This window comes from Micromonospora luteifusca (genome assembly GCF_016907275.1).
In the GTDB taxonomy this organism is placed as follows: Bacteria; Actinomycetota; Actinomycetes; order Mycobacteriales; family Micromonosporaceae; genus Micromonospora; species Micromonospora luteifusca.
This window is the reverse complement of the sequence record NZ_JAFBBP010000001.1, coordinates 5,651,883-5,667,843: the sequence shown is the minus strand read 5'-3', so window position 1 is coordinate 5,667,843 and position 15,961 is coordinate 5,651,883. Positions and strand designations below refer to the sequence as shown.

The window sequence follows — 15,961 nt, the reverse complement described above, 5'->3', positions numbered from 1 at the left end:
CGCTTGTTCAGAGTTGCACAGTGGACGCGTAGCAGCTTAGTAGTCAAGTCCTCGGCCTATTAGTACCGGTCAACTGAACCCGTTACCGGGCTTACATTTCCGGCCTATCAACCCAGTCGTCTAGCTGGGGGCCTTACCCCACAAAGTGGGTGGGATACCTCATCTTGAAGCAGGCTTCCCGCTTAGATGCTTTCAGCGGTTATCCCTTCCGAACGTAGCTAACCAGCCGTGCCCTTGGCAGGACAACTGGCACACCAGAGGTTCGTCCGTCCCGGTCCTCTCGTACTAGGGACAGCCCTTCTCAAGTATCCTACGCGCACGGCGGATAGGGACCGAACTGTCTCACGACGTTCTAAACCCAGCTCGCGTACCGCTTTAATGGGCGAACAGCCCAACCCTTGGGACCTGCTACAGCCCCAGGATGCGACGAGCCGACATCGAGGTGCCAAACCATCCCGTCGATATGGACTCTTGGGGAAGATCAGCCTGTTATCCCCGGGGTACCTTTTATCCGTTGAGCGACACCGCTTCCACTCGCAAGTGCCGGATCACTAGTCCCGACTTTCGTCCCTGCTCGACCTGTCAGTCTCACAGTCAAGCTCCCTTGTGTACTTGCACTCAACACCTGATTGCCAACCAGGCTGAGGGAACCTTTGGGCGCCTCCGTTACCTTTTAGGAGGCAACCGCCCCAGTTAAACTACCCACCAGACACTGTCCCTGAACCGGATAACGGTCCGAAGTTAGATACCCAAATCAACCAGAGTGGTATTTCAAGATTGCCTCCACCCATACTGGCGTATGGACTTCACCGGCTCCCACCTATCCTACACAAGCTAATTCGAGTACCAATGTCAAGCTATAGTAAAGGTCCCGGGGTCTTTCCGTCCTGCCGCGCGTAACGAGCATCTTTACTCGTACTGCAATTTCGCCGGGCCTGTGGTTGAGACAGTGGGGAAGTCGTTACGCCATTCGTGCAGGTCGGAACTTACCCGACAAGGAATTTCGCTACCTTAGGATGGTTATAGTTACCACCGCCGTTTACTGGCGCTTAAGTTCTCCGCTTCGCCCCGAAGAGCTAACAGGTCCCCTTAACGTTCCAGCACCGGGCAGGCGTCAGTCCATATACATCGAATTACTTCTTCGCATGGACCTGTGTTTTTAGTAAACAGTCGCTTCCCCCTGCTCTCTGCGGCCATACAACGCTCCACCCGCGCGGGGCTTCACGTCTCCGGCCCCCCTTCTCCCTAAGTTACGGGGGCAATTTGCCGAGTTCCTTAACCACAGTTCGCCCGATCGCCTCGGTATTCTCTACCTGACCACCTGTGTCGGTTTGGGGTACGGGCCGCTAAGAACTCGCTAGAGGCTTTTCTCGGCAGCATAGGATCACTGACTTCACCTGAATCGGCTCGGCATCACGTCTCAGCCTATATGTGTTGCGGATTTGCCTACAACACGGCCTACACGCTTACCCCGGCACAACCACCGGCCGGGCTCAGCTACCTTCCTGCGTCACCCCATCGCTTGACTACTACCCATCAGGTTCCCACGCTCCCTCAGCTCAGTCCGAAGACCTCACCAAGTTCGGGCGGTTAGCACAACGAGGTTCATCAGGGACGCTCTTTCGCGGGTACGGGAATATCAACCCGTTGTCCATCGACTACGCCTCTCGGCCTCGCCTTAGGTCCCGACTCACCCAGGGCGGATTAGCCTGGCCCTGGAACCCTTGGTCATCCGGCGGAAGGGTTTCTCACCCTTCTTTCGCTACTCATGCCTGCATTCTCACTCGTGCCGCGTCCACAACTGGGTCACCCCGCTGCTTCACTCGCGGCACGACGCTCCCCTACCCATCCACACACCTGCACAAGGAATCAAGTCCAAGCGAGGATAAAATGTGAATGCCACAGCTTCGGCGGTGTGCTTGAGCCCCGCTACATTGTCGGCGCGGAACCACTTGACCAGTGAGCTATTACGCACTCTTTAAAGGGTGGCTGCTTCTAAGCCAACCTCCTGGTTGTCTATGCGACCCCACATCCTTTTCCACTTAGCACACGCTTAGGGGCCTTAGCTGGTGATCTGGGCTGTTTCCCTCTCGACTACGAAGCTTATCCCCCGCAGTCTCACTGCCGCGCTCTCACTTACCGGCATTCGGAGTTTGGCTGATTTCGGTAAGCTTGTGGGCCCCCTAGACCATCCAGTGCTCTACCTCCGGCAAGAAACACGCGACGCTGCACCTAAATGCATTTCGGGGAGAACCAGCTATCACGGAGTTTGATTGGCCTTTCACCCCTAACCACAGGTCATCCCCCAATTTTTCAACATTGGTGGGTTCGGCCCTCCACGCGGTCTTACCCGCGCTTCAGCCTGCCCATGGCTAGATCACTCCGCTTCGGGTCTAGGACACGCGACTGAATCGCCCTATTCAGACTCGCTTTCGCTACGGCTCCCCCACACGGGTTAACCTCGCCACATGCCACTAACTCGCAGGCTCATTCTTCAAAAGGCACGCCGTCACCCCGCAAGGCTCCGACGGATTGTAGGCGAACGGTTTCAGGTACTATTTCACTCCCCTCCCGGGGTACTTTTCACCATTCCCTCACGGTACTTGTCCGCTATCGGTCACCAGGAAGTATTTAGGCTTACCAGGTGGTCCTGGCAGATTCACGGCAGATTTCAGGGGTCCGCCGCTACTCGGGAACACCCACAGAAGGTCAGCAACTTTCACCTACCGGACTTTCACCGTCTACGGTCAGCCATTCCAGACTGTTCGACTAGCCACTAACTTTGTAACTTCTCGAACAAGTGTCAGCTTGTTCAGCAGGGTCCCACAACCCCGACCACGCAACCCCTGACAGGTATCACACGCAGCCGGTTTAGCCTCGATCCGCTTTCGCTCGCCACTACTCACGGAATCACTAAATTGTTTTCTCTTCCTGCGGGTACTGAGATGTTTCACTTCCCCGCGTTCCCTCCACACACCCTATGTGTTCAGGTGTGGGTGACACCACATGACTGGTGCCAGGTTTCCCCATTCGGACACCCTGGGATCACAGCTTGGTTGACAGCTCCCCCAGGCCTATCGCGGCCTCCCACGTCCTTCATCGGCTCCTGGTGCCAAGGCATTCACCGTTCGCCCTTGACAACTTGACCACAAAGATGCTCGCGTCCACTGTGCAATTCTCAACAAACGACCAACCCACAACCCGATCCGCCCCACACCAAACCCGACAACCGCCGGCGGTATGTGGAGCCAGGCCATGCCTGGCAGACTTCCAGCCCCCACAAGGAGGCTGGCCAAGTCTCTGAAACAACAACCAATGGTTGTTCCTTCAGGACCCAACAGGGTGCTCACATTCTCCCCCAGCCGCACCAACGTCATCCGTTCCCACCACACCCCGAAGAGAGTGGCTGTACTAAGCGCCGCCGGCCGTTGCCAGGGTAAAACTTGCCAGTGTCTCCGCCATCTGAGCACCCCACCACCACATTCGGGTAGTGCGGGCTCCTTACCGACTTTCGTCGGAAGGTGCTCCTTAGAAAGGAGGTGATCCAGCCGCACCTTCCGGTACGGCTACCTTGTTACGACTTCGTCCCAATCGCCAGCCCCACCTTCGACGGCTCCCTCCCACAAGGGGTTGGGCCACCGGCTTCGGGTGTTGCCGACTTTCGTGACGTGACGGGCGGTGTGTACAAGGCCCGGGAACGTATTCACCGCAGCGTTGCTGATCTGCGATTACTAGCGACTCCGACTTCACGGGGTCGAGTTGCAGACCCCGATCCGAACTGAGACCGGCTTTTTGGGATTCGCTCCACCTCGCGGTATCGCAGCCCATTGTACCGGCCATTGTAGCATGCGTGAAGCCCTGGACATAAGGGGCATGATGACTTGACGTCATCCCCACCTTCCTCCGAGTTGACCCCGGCAGTCTTCGATGAGTCCCCGCCATAACGCGCTGGCAACATCGAACGAGGGTTGCGCTCGTTGCGGGACTTAACCCAACATCTCACGACACGAGCTGACGACAGCCATGCACCACCTGTGACCGCCCCCGAAGGACCTCACATCTCTGCGAGTTTTGCGGCCATGTCAAACCCAGGTAAGGTTCTTCGCGTTGCATCGAATTAATCCGCATGCTCCGCCGCTTGTGCGGGCCCCCGTCAATTCCTTTGAGTTTTAGCCTTGCGGCCGTACTCCCCAGGCGGGGCGCTTAATGCGTTAGCTGCGGCACAGGAAACCGGAGAGGCCCCCCACACCTAGCGCCCAACGTTTACAGCGTGGACTACCAGGGTATCTAATCCTGTTCGCTCCCCACGCTTTCGCTCCTCAGCGTCAGTATCGGCCCAGAGACCCGCCTTCGCCACCGGTGTTCCTCCTGATATCTGCGCATTTCACCGCTACACCAGGAATTCCAGTCTCCCCTACCGAACTCTAGCCTGCCCGTATCGACCGCAGGCTTGGGGTTGAGCCCCAAGTTTTCACGGTCGACGCGACAAGCCGCCTACGAGCTCTTTACGCCCAATAAATCCGGACAACGCTCGCACCCTACGTCTTACCGCGGCTGCTGGCACGTAGTTGGCCGGTGCTTCTTCTGCAGGTACCGTCACTCTCGCTTCGTCCCTGCTGAAAGAGGTTTACAACCCGAAGGCCGTCATCCCTCACGCGGCGTCGCTGCATCAGGCTTCCGCCCATTGTGCAATATTCCCCACTGCTGCCTCCCGTAGGAGTCTGGGCCGTGTCTCAGTCCCAGTGTGGCCGGTCGCCCTCTCAGGCCGGCTACCCGTCGTCGCCTTGGTAGGCCATCACCCCACCAACAAGCTGATAGGCCGCGAGCCCATCCCAAGCCGAAAAACTTTCCACCCCCGGCCATGCGGCCAAAGGTCCTATTCGGTATTAGCCCCGGTTTCCCGGGGTTATCCCAAAGCTTGGGGCAGGTTGCTCACGTGTTACTCACCCGTTCGCCGCTCGAGTACCCCGAAGGGCCTTTCCGCTCGACTTGCATGTGTTAAGCACGCCGCCAGCGTTCGTCCTGAGCCAGGATCAAACTCTCCAACAAAAAATTAGTTGAACAGCATCCTGACAACAAACAAATGTTGCCAAAGGAATCCCAACCAGCCAGAAAAACTGACCAGTCCGGGGTATAAATCATAATTGGCACTGGCTTTACAAGCACCCTGTTGAGTTCTCAAAGAACAACCACACACCGACCAGAAGCCCCACCTCAGCGGAACCCCAACCGGGGCTTTTCGTTCAGCGTCCCCAGCGCTTTCCAGCGCCAGGCACTTTTACTACGTTACCCGCTCGTTTCCGCCGCGTCAAACCGGTGTTTCCCGGTTCGTCGTGCTTCACCCGATAATGCGGGCACCATGTCTCGACCGGCTTGCGCCGCTCTCGTCACGGAGTTGGCAGGCCAGCCGTCGCGATTTCCCGCGACCGCCCGGTGCCCTGCCGGTTGGTAACCATACCCGGTCGGTTTCGCCGCACCAAATCCGCCTCGCGGCGTTGGGGGCACCTCCCGGTCCGGGATCCGGTGGGCGAGCCCGCCGACCCCGAGGCCGTTGGCCGGCGCTCCGGCCGTCTCAGGCTTTCGCCTGTTTCGTCCGTTCCGCGCTGGCAGAGAGAAAGTTACGCGTCCGGCGGGATGATCGTCAAATCCGCCGGACGCGTCCCCGGTCACATCGTCGACGGGCGACTATTCGACCAGCTCAACGCCCGCGAACGAGCGCTTGCCACGGCGCAGCACCAGGTATCGCCCATGCAGCAGATCGGACGACGAAACCTCGGCGTCCACCTCGGTCACCCTGTTGTTGTTGACGTAGGCGCCGCCCTCGGCGATCACCCGACGGGCCTCCTTGAGACCACCCACGAGCCCGGAATCCCGCAGCAGGCCCGCCACATCCGGCGGTTCGCCAGAGAGACGCACCAGCCCGGCTTCAGTCAGCGCCGCCCGCAGTGTCTCCGGGGCGAGGTCGTCCAGCGATCCGCGCCCGAAGAGCGCCTGACTGGCGGCGACCGCCTGCCGGGTCTCCTCGGCGCCGTGCACCAGAGTGGTCAGCTCCTCGGCGAGCGCCCGCTGCGCCAGGCGGGCCGCCGGCCGCTCGGCCGTCGCCTTCGCCAACTCCTCCAGCTCGTCACGCGTACGGAAGCTGAAGTAGCGCAGGTAGCGGTCGACCTCTCGGTCGTCGACGTTGAGCCAGAACTGGTAGAAGGCGTACGGGCTGGTCAACATCGGGTCGAGCCAGACGGCGCCGCCCTCGGTCTTGCCGAACTTCGTGCCGTCGGCCTTGGTGACCAGGGGCGTGGTGAACGCCTGCACCGGCCCCGCGCCACGTCGACGGACGTAGTCGACGCCAGCGGTGATGTTGCCCCACTGGTCGGACCCGCCGAACTGAAGCTGGCAGCCGTGCCGCCGATGCAGCTCGTAGAAGTCGTTGGCCTGCAGCAGCTGGTAGCTGAACTCGGTGAAGCTGATCCCCGTCTCCAACCGCGCCCGCACCACCTCCCGCGCGAGCATCTTGTTGACCGGGAAGTGCTTTCCCACGTCGCGCAGGAACTCGACCACCGACATCTCGCCGGTCCAGTCCAGGTTGTTGACCAGGTGCGCCGCGTTGTCCCCCGTGTACGACACGAAGGGCGCCAGCTGCTCACGGATCCTCTCGACCCAGCCGGCGATCACCTCGGGCGGGTTGAGCGTCCGCTCGGCGCTCTCCTTCGGGTCACCGATCTGCCCGGTCGCCCCACCCACCAGCAGCAACGGTCGGTGCCCCGCGAGTTGCAGTCTGCGGGCCGTGGTGACCTGCATGAGCGAGCCGACGTGCAGGCTCTGCGCGGTGGGGTCGAAGCCCACGTAATAGGTGGTGGCCGTCCCCCCGTCGAGCAGCTCGCGCAGCTCGTCGAGGCCGGTCGAGTCCTGGATGAGGCCACGCCAGAGCAGGTCGTCGGTCAGGGAGTCCCGCCGGGACGGCGGGGGGCTGCTGTCGGTCACGGTCACCGATTCTCCCCCATGACCGGCGCCGACCCGTACCGGGTTTGCCGTAACCCGCCCCGGTTAGGCTTGCGCCCCGTTGATCGAGGAGGGGTTCTGCCGTGGAGATGCCGGATCTGACGGGTGGTTTCGTCGCCCTGCTCGGCCTGAAGTTCGAAGAGGCGTCCGCCGACCGGGTGGTCATCAGCTGGCGGGTCCGACCGGAGCTGCACCAGCCGTTCGGCATCCAGCACGGTGGGGTGTACTGCTCGGTCGTGGAGACCGCGGCCAGCGTGGGTGGCTCCCTGTGGCTGGCCGACCGGGGCACGGTGGTCGGCGTGTCGAACCAGACCGACTTCCTGCGGGCCGTCCGGGACGGGGAGCTGACCGCGGTCGGCACGCCCGTGCACCGGGGCCGCAGCCAGCAGCTGTGGCAGGTGGAGATCACCGATGCCGACGAGCGGCTGGTCGCCCGCGGTCAGGTCCGACTCCAGAACCTCTCGCGCGACTGAGCGGCGGCACCCGGACGGTTCAGCTACGGGCCTCGTCCAGCACCGGCTCCGAGGTCAGATCGGCGTCGGCGTCGGCGTCATCGGGTACGCGGCTCAGTCGTACCTCGGTGATCGCCCGGTGGTCGATGCCGGCCACCACCAGCACCCAGCCGTCCAGCGTGACGTCCTCTCCGACGACGGTGGGGATGTGCCCGAGTCGGGCCAGCACCAGCCCGGCGACGGTGGTGTAGTCACCGGCCGGGCGCGACGGCAACTCGACCCCGATGTCAGGAAGGTCGTGCACCGGGAAGGTGCCGGGGAGCAGCAGCGCACCGTCGGGATCGCGGCGAACCGAGTTCACGTCCCGGTCGGTCTCGTCGTAGATCTCGCCGACGATCTCCTCCAGGATGTCCTCCAGCGTCACGATGCCGTCGACGGCGCCGCGTTCGTCCACGACGAGCGCGATGTGCTGGCGCTCGGCCTTGAACTGACGCAGCGCGTCCACCACCGGCAGCGAGTCGGGCAACAGCATCGGGGGCCGGGCGATCTCGTCGACCGGACGGTCGTCGGGCACCCCTACCAGGTCGCGCAGGTGGATCACGCCGGCCGTGTCGTCCAGGCCGCCGTGGCGCACCACCGGCGCCCGGGAGTGCCCGGTCGCGGCCAGCACGAGCCGCGCGGCCTCCGCGGTGGTCCCGCTGTCGAGCGTGAAGACCTGCAACCGGGGTACGAGGACAGCCCGCAACCGCCGGTCGGCGATCTCCACGGCGCCGGCGATGATGGTGCGCTGCTCCTTGGTGAAGCCGTGGTTCCCGGCGACGATGTCGCGCAACTCGTCCGGGCCGATCTCCTCCGGCTGGTGCTTCGGGTTGAGCCCGACCAGGCGGACCACCAGGTCGCTGGTGGCGCCGAGCGCCCAGACGGCCGGGCGGGTGAAACTGGCGAGCAGGTCGAGTGGGCGAGCCACCAGCAGCGCCCACCGCTCGGCGGACTGCATGGCGATCCGCTTGGGTGCCAACTCGCCGAAGACCAGGGTGACGAAGGTCAGCGCGAGGGTCACCACCACGATCGCCACGGTCTCGGCGGCGCCGCCGAACACTGCGAGCAGCGGCACGAGGGGCTTGGCCAGCGAGACCGCCGCGGCGGCGGAGGCCAGGAAACCGGCCAGGGTGATGCCGATCTGGATGGTTGCCAGGAAGCGGTTCGGGTCCTTGGCGAGGCGAGCCAGCACCCGCCCGGCCCGGCTGGTGCGCTCCAAGCGCTGGATCTGACTGTCCCGCAGTGACACCAGCGCCATCTCGCTGCCGGCGAAGAGCGCGTTGATCACGACCAGGATCCCGACCAGGGCCAGTTGGCTCCCGTAGCTCTGCACGCCCGGTTCGCTCCCTCTGCGGTGGTGGCACCGGCCGGTACGCGCGGCGCCCCGCCGGTCGGCGAGCCCGCCCGGCGTAGGCGTGTCTTTGCCCCGTCCGGCGCCGGCCGAACCCTGCCGGGCGACGCTACGCTGGATCAGCGGCCGTACCGCTACGCCGGATCGGCGGCCGGTGCTCCGGGCAGATCGAGGACGTACGAGTCGCCCTCGGGGCGGAAGCCGAGCCGGTGGTAGTACGGGGCGACCATCCGGGGTGGGCTGACCACCCGGTGGAAGCCTCGTTCGGTGAACAGGTGACTGCGCCGGTAGACGAACTCGCCCGGGGTGAAGTCACGGAACTTCGGGGTCACGTAGTCCAGGTCGATCTGGGCGACTCCGCGCGCCTCGGCGTGTGACAGCACCACCCCCACCACCTCGTCGGCCGTGACCACCAGGAACGCTGAGCGTCCCGCGGCCTCCGGGTCCCAGTGGAAGTCAGGGTTGAACCGGGTGATGTCGGCGGCGTGCACCCGCAGCGTGTGCGCGAGGAACTGGTCGCCGACGCCGACCTCCACCACCTGGTAGGTCTTCTCGTCGTGGCGGGTGGCGAGCATCCCGCGCAGGTACCAGATGTTGATCCCCGCGAGCACGACGTTGAGCCCGACCATGGGCCAGACCTCGATCGCGGCGTTGTAGCCAATCAGCACGACGCTGCCGACGAGGTTGAGCGCACGCAGCCGCAGGACGCGCGACTGCAGCAGCGACCAGACCAGCACCGCAGAGCCGGCCCAGCCGACGAGATCCAACCAGTTCACTCCGCGAGACTAGTGCCCGCCCAGCTCAGGCCCATCGGCGGGCAGCTCCAGCAGCCACTCTTCGACGTCCTCTCCGCGGCCGTTGGCGTACCCCGAGTCTTCACCGACCACCACGAAGCCGCACTTGCGCAGCACCGCCAGGGAGGCGGCGTTGTCCTTGGCGGCGCGGGCGTGCACCGGTCGGGGCAGCTCGCGCAGCAGGGCATCCAGCGCTGCGGTGGCGTGACCCCGGCCCCAGCGGGCCGGGTCGATCCAGTAGCTGACCTCGGTCTGCTCGCCGACCGGGAAGGCGGTGACGTGCCCGACCACCTCGCCGTCGACCTCGATGGTGCGGACCGTGTTCGCCGGGTCGGTGAGCACCCGGGCCCAGTGCCGGGCGAACTCGCGACGGTCGGACGGGTCCTTGGGGCCGAACGCTGCCATCCGGTTGGCCTCCGGGTCCTGCTGGTGCAGGAAGAACTCGACGAGGTCGTCCTCACGGACCGGACGCAGCAGCACATCGAAGGTCATCCGATGAGGGTACGCACTGGCGGTGACAGTCCGGGACCTCCGGCCGGCCGTACCGTCAGGTCCTGCCGACAGCACCGACCCCGGCGGGCCGATTGGGCTCGGTACGTGCGTGCGAGCGGCGCGTCGGGCGCTGGCTTGGCGGCGCGTCCGGCGTTACGGCCGGGGGTGCGCGGTCGACAATGACCTGACCGACCCAGGGAGTGCCGATGAATCGACCCGTCGTGGTGGGCGTGGACGGATCACCGTCCAGCCTCGTCGCCGCGGAGCACGCGGCCAGCGCCGCCAGGCTCCGGTCCCGCCCACTGCTCCTGGTGCACGGTTACCTGCACCCACTCGGCTACGGCGTGCCGCTCAACCCGTACGACATCGGGGTGCCGGTGCCCTCGGACGAGGCGCAGAAGATGTTGGAACGCGCTGCGGCCGACCTGGCTGAGCGGTGGCCCGGCCTGGTCGTCGAGGTGCGCCAGGTCGCCGGCGGTCCCGGCATCACGATGGTCGAGGAGTCCCGCCGGGCGGAGTTGGTCGTGGTGGGCAGTCGAGGGCTGGGCGGGTTCGCCGGGCTGCTGCTCGGCTCGGTCGGCGCGCAGGTGGCCGCGTACGCGCACTGCCCGGTGCTGGTGGTACGCCCGGATGTGCAGCCGATCCCGATGGACGCTCCGGTGCTGGTCGGCGTTGACGGGTCCGAGTCGTCCCGGCTCGCCGTCGACTACGGCGCCGACGAGGCGGCGCTCCGGGATGTGCCGCTGGTGCTGGTGCACGTGGGCCCGTCGGACGGGGACCGTGCGGTGCCGGAGGAGGTCGAGGAGTCGCAGGCCGCGTACCAGGCGGAGACGGTGCGGCTGCTGGCCGACGCCTCCGCCGCGGTCCGCGCCGCGCACCCCGACCTGGTGGTGCGGGAGCATCCGGTCCGGGCGCCCGGCGCGGCCCAGGGGCTCATCGAAGCCAGCGGCATGGCGTCGCTGCTGGTCGTGGGCACCCGGGGCCGGGCCGGCTTCACTGGTCTGCTGCTCGGCTCGGTCAGCCAGGCGGCGATCGGGCACGCGCACTGTCCGGTGCTGGTCGCCCACCCGTACCCGGTCAGCTGACCGGGGCGTCTGGCCCTCCGCCGAGCATCTGGAGGAAGTCGGTGGTGAGGGCGAACGGGTCGGCCGGGCCTTTGGCCGGTGGCCGACGCTCGATCTGGTCGGCCAGCTCGCCGGCGCCGCGCAGGATCCGAGCACGCAACGCGCCGTCGGCGGTGCCGTCCGCCCAGTCTTCCGGGGCGGCGAAGACCGCGGTCGGGACCACCACCGAACGCAGGTAGGCGAACATCGGTCGGACCGCGTGCTCCAGGGCGAGGGAGTGTCGTGCGGTGCCGCCGGTGGCCCCGATCAGCACCGGTCGGTCGATCAGGGACTCGGAATCCAACACGTCGAAGAAGGACTTGAACAGGCCGTTGTAGGAGGCGCTGAAGATCGGAGTGACGGCAATGACACCGTCCGCTCCGGTCACCGCGTCGATGGCCTCGCGCAGCGCCGTCGGCGGAAACCCGGTGAGCATGTTGTTCACCACGTCGTGGGCGTACTCCCGCAGGTCGACGACGTGCAACTCCACCTCGGAGCCGCGCCGGACCAGCTCGTCGCGGGTAGCCGCGGCGAGTTGGTCGGCGAGCAGCCGGGTCGACGAGGGCTGACTCAGCCCCGCCGAGACCACAGCCAGAGTGCGGTGCGTCATCGGGCCACCTCCGGTGCCTTGCCCGTCACGTCGTCGACGGCGTGGACGGTGCTGTCCTTGGCGCCGCCGGCTGCGGCGACCATCGAGGCGTGGGTCGGCGCGTCCGGCACGTGCGCGGGACGACGCGCGGCGAACTCCTTGCGCAGCACCGGCACGACCTCTTCGCCGAGCAGGTCGAGCTGCTCCAGCACGGTCTTCAGGGGCAGGCCCGCGTGGTCCATCAGGAACAGCTGGCGCTGGTAGTCGCCCACGTACTCGCGGAAGCCCAGCGTGCGGTCGATGACCTGCTGCGGGCTGCCCACGGTCAGCGGCGTCTCCCGGGTGAACTCCTCCAGCGACGGCCCGTGCCCGTAGACCGGGGCGTTGTCGAAGTACGGCCGGAACTCCCGGACCGCGTCCTGCGAGTTGCGCCGCATGAACACCTGACCGCCGAGGCCGACGATGGCCTGGTCGGCGGTGCCGTGGCCGTAGTGCGCGTACCGCTGGCGGTAGAGCTCGATCATCCGCTGGGTGTGCTCCTTGGGCCAGAAGATGTGGTTGGCGAAGAAGCCGTCACCGTAGTAGGCGGCCTGCTCGGCGATCTCCGGGCTGCGGATCGAGCCGTGCCAGACGAACGGGGGCACCCCGTCGAGCGGGCGCGGTGTCGAGGTGAAGGACTGCAACGGCGTGCGGTACTTGCCCTTCCAGTCGACCACGTCCTCGCGCCACAGCCGGTGCAGCAGCTCGTAGTTCTCGATCGCGAGCGGGATGCCGGCCCGGATGTCCTTGCCGAACCACGGGTAGACCGGGCCGGTGTTGCCGCGGCCCATCATCAGGTCCACCCGGCCGTTGGACAGGTGCTGAAGCATCGCGTAGTCCTCGGCGATCTTCACCGGGTCGTTGGTGGTGATCAGCGTGGTCGCGGTGGACAGCAGCAGCCGCTCGGTACGCGCCGCGATGTAGCCGAGCATGGTGGTCGGTGACGAGGGCACGAACGGCGGGTTGTGGTGCTCGCCGGCCGCGAAGACGTCCAGACCGACTTCTTCAGCCTTGAGCGCGATGGCGACCATCGCCTTGATCCGCTCATGCTCGGTCGGCTCCCGCCCGGTGGTCGGGTCAACCGTGACGTCGCCGACGGTGAAGACTCCGAACTGCATGACCAGCTCCTCGCTTGTCGAACCGGGTCGTGGTACCCGGACGCAGCTCACAACTTACTTGACGACGCAACTATTCCGCGAGCGGACTGCCCCTCGGTGGCCCCGGTCACTCGCGCCGGAGCCGCCGAGGAGGTCCCAGCTGGCGGCAGCCGTGCACCTCCACCGATCCCCGCCTCACGTCCGGATGTACGTGATGACGGCAGCGCCCGACTCGAAGGTCCGAGTGCTGGCGACGGCGAATTGGACCGGGTTGAAGGGCCCGTCAAACATCGAGATGCCGGCACCGATAGCCAGCGGGTACCGCTTGACCACCATCTCGTCGATCTCCGGCAGCAACTGCCGGGCCAGGTGCCCACCACCGCAGAGCCAGATGTCCTGCCCGTCCTCCTGCTTGAGCTTCCGGACGACATCCACCGGATCGCCGGAGACGATCTCCACCTCCGGGTCGGAGCTCGTCAGGGTGCGGGAGAAGACGTACTGCCGGAGGTGGGCGTACGGGCTGGTGATGCCCTCTTTCAGGGCCGGCTCGTAGGTGCCGCGTCCCATCACGACCGTGTCGAACCGCAGGTTCGGCGCGTCGGCCAGCCCGACTGCCGCCCGAAACTGCGTGGGCACGGTCTCCGGCATTTCGGCGTTGATCGCCGCCAGGACGTCGGGCTCGATCGGGAGGAAGTCGAACTCTCCGTTGGGCCCGGCGATGAAGCCGTCGATGGTGGTGCCGATGTAGTAGACCAGTTTTCGCACTGTGCTCCCTCGAACCACTACGCTTAAAGCACTCCGCATGAAGTGGTCTGAATGTAGTACTACACTTGGAGTGCTGTCAACCTGAGAATGCCTGGAGGTCTCATGCGTCAGAACCCGGCCCGGCGTACGGCGCTGCTCGACGCCGCCATCGAGGTACTCGCCCGCGACGGATCACGGGGTCTGACCTTCCGAGCCGTCGACGCGGCGGCGTCGGTGCCCACCGGCACGACGTCGAACTACTTCACCAACCGGGACGATCTGCTGGGCCAGGTGACACAGCGGACCCGGGAACGCCTGGCCCCGGTGGACGCGGAGGTGACCGTGACCATGCAGGCGCCCCCGACCCGCGCCCTGGTCACCCAGTTGATGCGGGAGCTGTACGGCCGGCTTCAGCGTGATCGGAGCAGCTACCTGGCCATGCTGGAGCTGCGCCTGGAGGCCACTCGACGCCCAGAACTCCAGACGGCCCTCACCGAGGTGTTCAGCGCGAACCTCCAGGACAGCATCCGGTTCCACCTCGACGCCGCGCTGCCCGGCGACCAGACCACCGTGCTGCTGCTCTATCTCGCCATGAGCGGCCTGCTGGTCGACGACCTCACCCTGCCCGAGGTGCTGGCGCCGTTTCCGCGCGACGAAATGATCGCCGACCTGGTCGAACGGATCCTCCCACCCGAGACGCCCACCGCCGGCAGATCGTAGGACGACCACCGCCTGGTGCGGCCGTCACCCGACCGTCGGCCGCAACCCTGCCGAACCCGGTTGGGCCGCCGGCGTCGTCGACGCGGCGTATCGGCTCAGCCTCCGGCCATGGCGGTATCGGCTCAGCCTCCGGCCACTGAGGGGAGCACCTGCACCTCGGCGCCATCGCCGACCGGGGTGGCCAGACCGCCCGAGTGCCGGCAATCCTCACCGTCGACGAAGACGTTGACGTAACGGCGCAGCTCACCTCGCTCGTCGCGGATCCGTCGGGCCAGCCGCGGATGCTCACTGGCCAACTCGTCGAGGACCGCCCGCAGAGTCCCGGCGGCGGTGATGCTCAACCGACTCGCCCCGCCGGCCTCGCCACGCAGCGGGCCGGGCAGCAACACGGTGACCACGCTCAGACCGCCGCGGCACGAACGCAGAGCACGTCGGGCAGGTGCGCGGCCACCAAGGACCAGGAGTCGCCCTCGTCGCGGCTGGCGAAGACCGAGCCGGAGCGGGTGCCGAAGTAGACCCCACCGGGGGTGGCCTCGTCGGCGCACATCGCGTCGCGCAACACCGCCGGATAGAACGGTCCCTCGGGCAGCCCCACCGACAGCGGCTCCCACTTGCCGCCAGCGTCGGCGGAACGGAACACCCGGCAGCGGTGGTCGGTCGGGAACCGCTCGCCGTCGGCCACCAACGGGAAGGTCCACACCGTGCCGCCCCGCCCCGGGTGGGCCACCATCGGGAAGCCGAAGTCGCTGGGCAGCCCGTCGGCGATCGAGGACCAGGTGCGGCCGTCGTCGTCGGAGCGGTAGACGCCGTGGTGGTTCTGCGCATATAGCCGCTCGGGGTTGCCGGCGTCCCGGGCGACCTTGTGCACGCACTGGCCGAACTCCGGCCACTCGTTGGGCATGAAGTAGGCGCGGATGCCGGTGTTGCCCGGCGCCCAGCTCGCGCCGGCGTCCTCCGAGCGGTAGACGCCGCCGGTGGACATGGCGACCAGCAGCCGGGCCGGGTCACGCGGGTGGGGCAGCACGGTGTGCACGGCCTGGCCGCCGAAGCCGGCCTCCCACTGCGGGCGGTGCGGGTGGTCCCAGAGGGAGCGGACCAGCTCGAAGCTGCGGCCACCATCGGTGGACTTGAACAGCGCGGACGGCTCGGTGCCGGCCCAGACCACGTCGGGCTGGTCGGGGCCGGCCGGCATCAACTGCCAGACCCGCCCGAGGGAGACGCCGGTGTCGGCCGGGAACGCGACCGGCGCCTGGTCGGGCTCGTCCCAGGAAGCGCCGAGGTCGTCGCTGGTGGCGACGCTGGGCCCGAAGTGTGAGCTGGTCATCCCGGCGAGCAACCGTGGGGTGGAGTGACGGGTGTCGACCGCGACCGCGTAGACGCCGGTCATCGGGAAGTGTGGGCCGGTGATCTCCCAGCTGCGCCGGTCGTCGCCGCTGGTGGCGAGAAACAATCCTTTGGCCGTGCCGATCGCGAGCAGCGTTGCCATAACGTCCTCCGAACCGTCCGTGAGCAGGTCCAGTGATTATGGACACACCGACCGACACA

The 15,961-nt window shown here is 66.1% G+C and carries 12 protein-coding genes and 2 rRNA genes; 3 read left to right on the top strand and 11 right to left on the bottom strand.

Annotated features, from left to right (window positions below; translation table 11 throughout):
• Positions 1-39: 39 nt before the first annotated feature.
• The 3 genes from JOD64_RS25905 to tyrS form a co-directional block, all read right to left on the bottom strand.
• A 23S ribosomal RNA gene (locus JOD64_RS25905) occupies positions 40-3,148 on the bottom strand.
• A gap of 384 nt (positions 3,149-3,532) precedes the next feature.
• A 16S ribosomal RNA gene (locus JOD64_RS25900) occupies positions 3,533-5,049 on the bottom strand.
• Together the 16S and 23S rRNA genes form the textbook arrangement of a ribosomal RNA operon.
• A gap of 636 nt (positions 5,050-5,685) precedes the next feature.
• Positions 5,686-6,978: a tyrosine--tRNA ligase gene (gene tyrS, locus JOD64_RS25895; RefSeq protein ID WP_204946255.1), complete on the bottom strand. Its 1,293-nt coding sequence runs from the start codon at positions 6,976-6,978 to the stop codon at positions 5,686-5,688.
• Between the two features lie 107 nt (positions 6,979-7,085).
• On the opposite strand from tyrS, the gene JOD64_RS25890 reads away from it, so the two are divergent.
• Entirely contained in the window at positions 7,086-7,469 is a 384-nt protein-coding gene (locus JOD64_RS25890) for a PaaI family thioesterase (protein ID WP_204946254.1), read from the top strand.
• A gap of 19 nt (positions 7,470-7,488) precedes the next feature.
• Here the strand turns inward: JOD64_RS25890 and JOD64_RS25885 are convergent, their stop codons facing one another.
• The 3 genes from JOD64_RS25885 to JOD64_RS25875 form a co-directional block, all read right to left on the bottom strand.
• Entirely contained in the window at positions 7,489-8,820 is a 1,332-nt protein-coding gene (locus tag JOD64_RS25885) for a hemolysin family protein (protein WP_204944629.1), read from the bottom strand.
• Positions 8,821-8,972: 152 nt separating this feature from the next.
• On the bottom strand, positions 8,973-9,614 hold the full coding sequence (locus tag JOD64_RS25880; protein WP_204944627.1) for a hypothetical protein: 642 nt from the start codon (positions 9,612-9,614) through the stop codon (positions 8,973-8,975).
• A gap of 9 nt (positions 9,615-9,623) precedes the next feature.
• Positions 9,624-10,124, bottom strand: coding sequence for a GNAT family N-acetyltransferase (locus JOD64_RS25875; protein ID WP_204944626.1), 501 nt, complete (start codon positions 10,122-10,124; stop codon positions 9,624-9,626).
• A 200-nt stretch (positions 10,125-10,324) separates the two neighbouring features.
• Between JOD64_RS25875 and JOD64_RS25870 the strand changes: the two genes are divergently transcribed.
• The gene (locus JOD64_RS25870) at positions 10,325-11,209 is read left to right on the top strand and encodes a universal stress protein (protein WP_204944625.1); all 885 of its coding nucleotides are present in this window, start codon (positions 10,325-10,327) and stop codon (positions 11,207-11,209) included.
• On the opposite strand, the gene JOD64_RS25865 is transcribed toward JOD64_RS25870, so the two are convergent.
• The 3 genes from JOD64_RS25865 to JOD64_RS25855 form a co-directional block, all read right to left on the bottom strand.
• Positions 11,202-11,837: an FMN reductase gene (locus JOD64_RS25865; RefSeq protein ID WP_204944624.1), complete on the bottom strand. Its 636-nt coding sequence runs from the start codon at positions 11,835-11,837 to the stop codon at positions 11,202-11,204. The two genes, JOD64_RS25870 and JOD64_RS25865, sit on opposite strands and share 8 nt — an antisense overlap.
• The gene (locus tag JOD64_RS25860; protein WP_204944623.1) at positions 11,834-12,973 is read right to left on the bottom strand and encodes an LLM class flavin-dependent oxidoreductase; all 1,140 of its coding nucleotides are present in this window, start codon (positions 12,971-12,973) and stop codon (positions 11,834-11,836) included. The genes JOD64_RS25865 and JOD64_RS25860 overlap by 4 nt, the downstream gene beginning before the upstream one ends.
• Positions 12,974-13,147: 174 nt before the next feature.
• Positions 13,148-13,717 carry a dihydrofolate reductase family protein gene (locus JOD64_RS25855; RefSeq protein ID WP_204944622.1) on the bottom strand — a complete coding sequence of 190 codons (570 nt, stop codon included), beginning with the start codon at positions 13,715-13,717 and terminating at the stop codon, positions 13,148-13,150.
• A 102-nt stretch (positions 13,718-13,819) separates the two neighbouring features.
• Between JOD64_RS25855 and JOD64_RS25850 the strand changes: the two genes are divergently transcribed.
• Positions 13,820-14,416 (top strand): TetR/AcrR family transcriptional regulator, encoded by a 597-nt coding sequence (locus JOD64_RS25850; protein WP_204944620.1) that lies wholly within the window; start codon positions 13,820-13,822, stop codon positions 14,414-14,416.
• A gap of 122 nt (positions 14,417-14,538) precedes the next feature.
• Here JOD64_RS25850 and JOD64_RS25845 read toward each other — a convergent pair whose 3' ends face one another.
• Entirely contained in the window at positions 14,539-14,814 is a 276-nt protein-coding gene (locus JOD64_RS25845) for a ubiquitin-like small modifier protein 1 (RefSeq protein WP_204944619.1), read from the bottom strand.
• Between the two features lie 2 nt (positions 14,815-14,816).
• The gene (locus JOD64_RS25840; protein WP_204944618.1) at positions 14,817-15,902 is read right to left on the bottom strand and encodes a WD40/YVTN/BNR-like repeat-containing protein; all 1,086 of its coding nucleotides are present in this window, start codon (positions 15,900-15,902) and stop codon (positions 14,817-14,819) included.
• Between the last annotated feature and the right edge of the window lie 59 nt (positions 15,903-15,961).

Coding starts and splice junctions, on each gene's coding strand:
- JOD64_RS25875 (WP_204944626.1), bottom strand. CDS start 10,124: ATGACCTTCGATGTGCTGCTGCGTCCGGTCCGTGAGGACGACCTCGTC.
- JOD64_RS25850 (WP_204944620.1), top strand. CDS start 13,820: ATGCGTCAGAACCCGGCCCGGCGTACGGCGCTGCTCGACGCCGCCATC.
- JOD64_RS25865 (WP_204944624.1), bottom strand. CDS start 11,837: ATGACGCACCGCACTCTGGCTGTGGTCTCGGCGGGGCTGAGTCAGCCC.
- JOD64_RS25890 (WP_204946254.1), top strand. CDS start 7,086: ATGCCGGATCTGACGGGTGGTTTCGTCGCCCTGCTCGGCCTGAAGTTC.
- JOD64_RS25840 (WP_204944618.1), bottom strand. CDS start 15,902: ATGGCAACGCTGCTCGCGATCGGCACGGCCAAAGGATTGTTTCTCGCC.
- JOD64_RS25860 (WP_204944623.1), bottom strand. CDS start 12,973: ATGCAGTTCGGAGTCTTCACCGTCGGCGACGTCACGGTTGACCCGACC.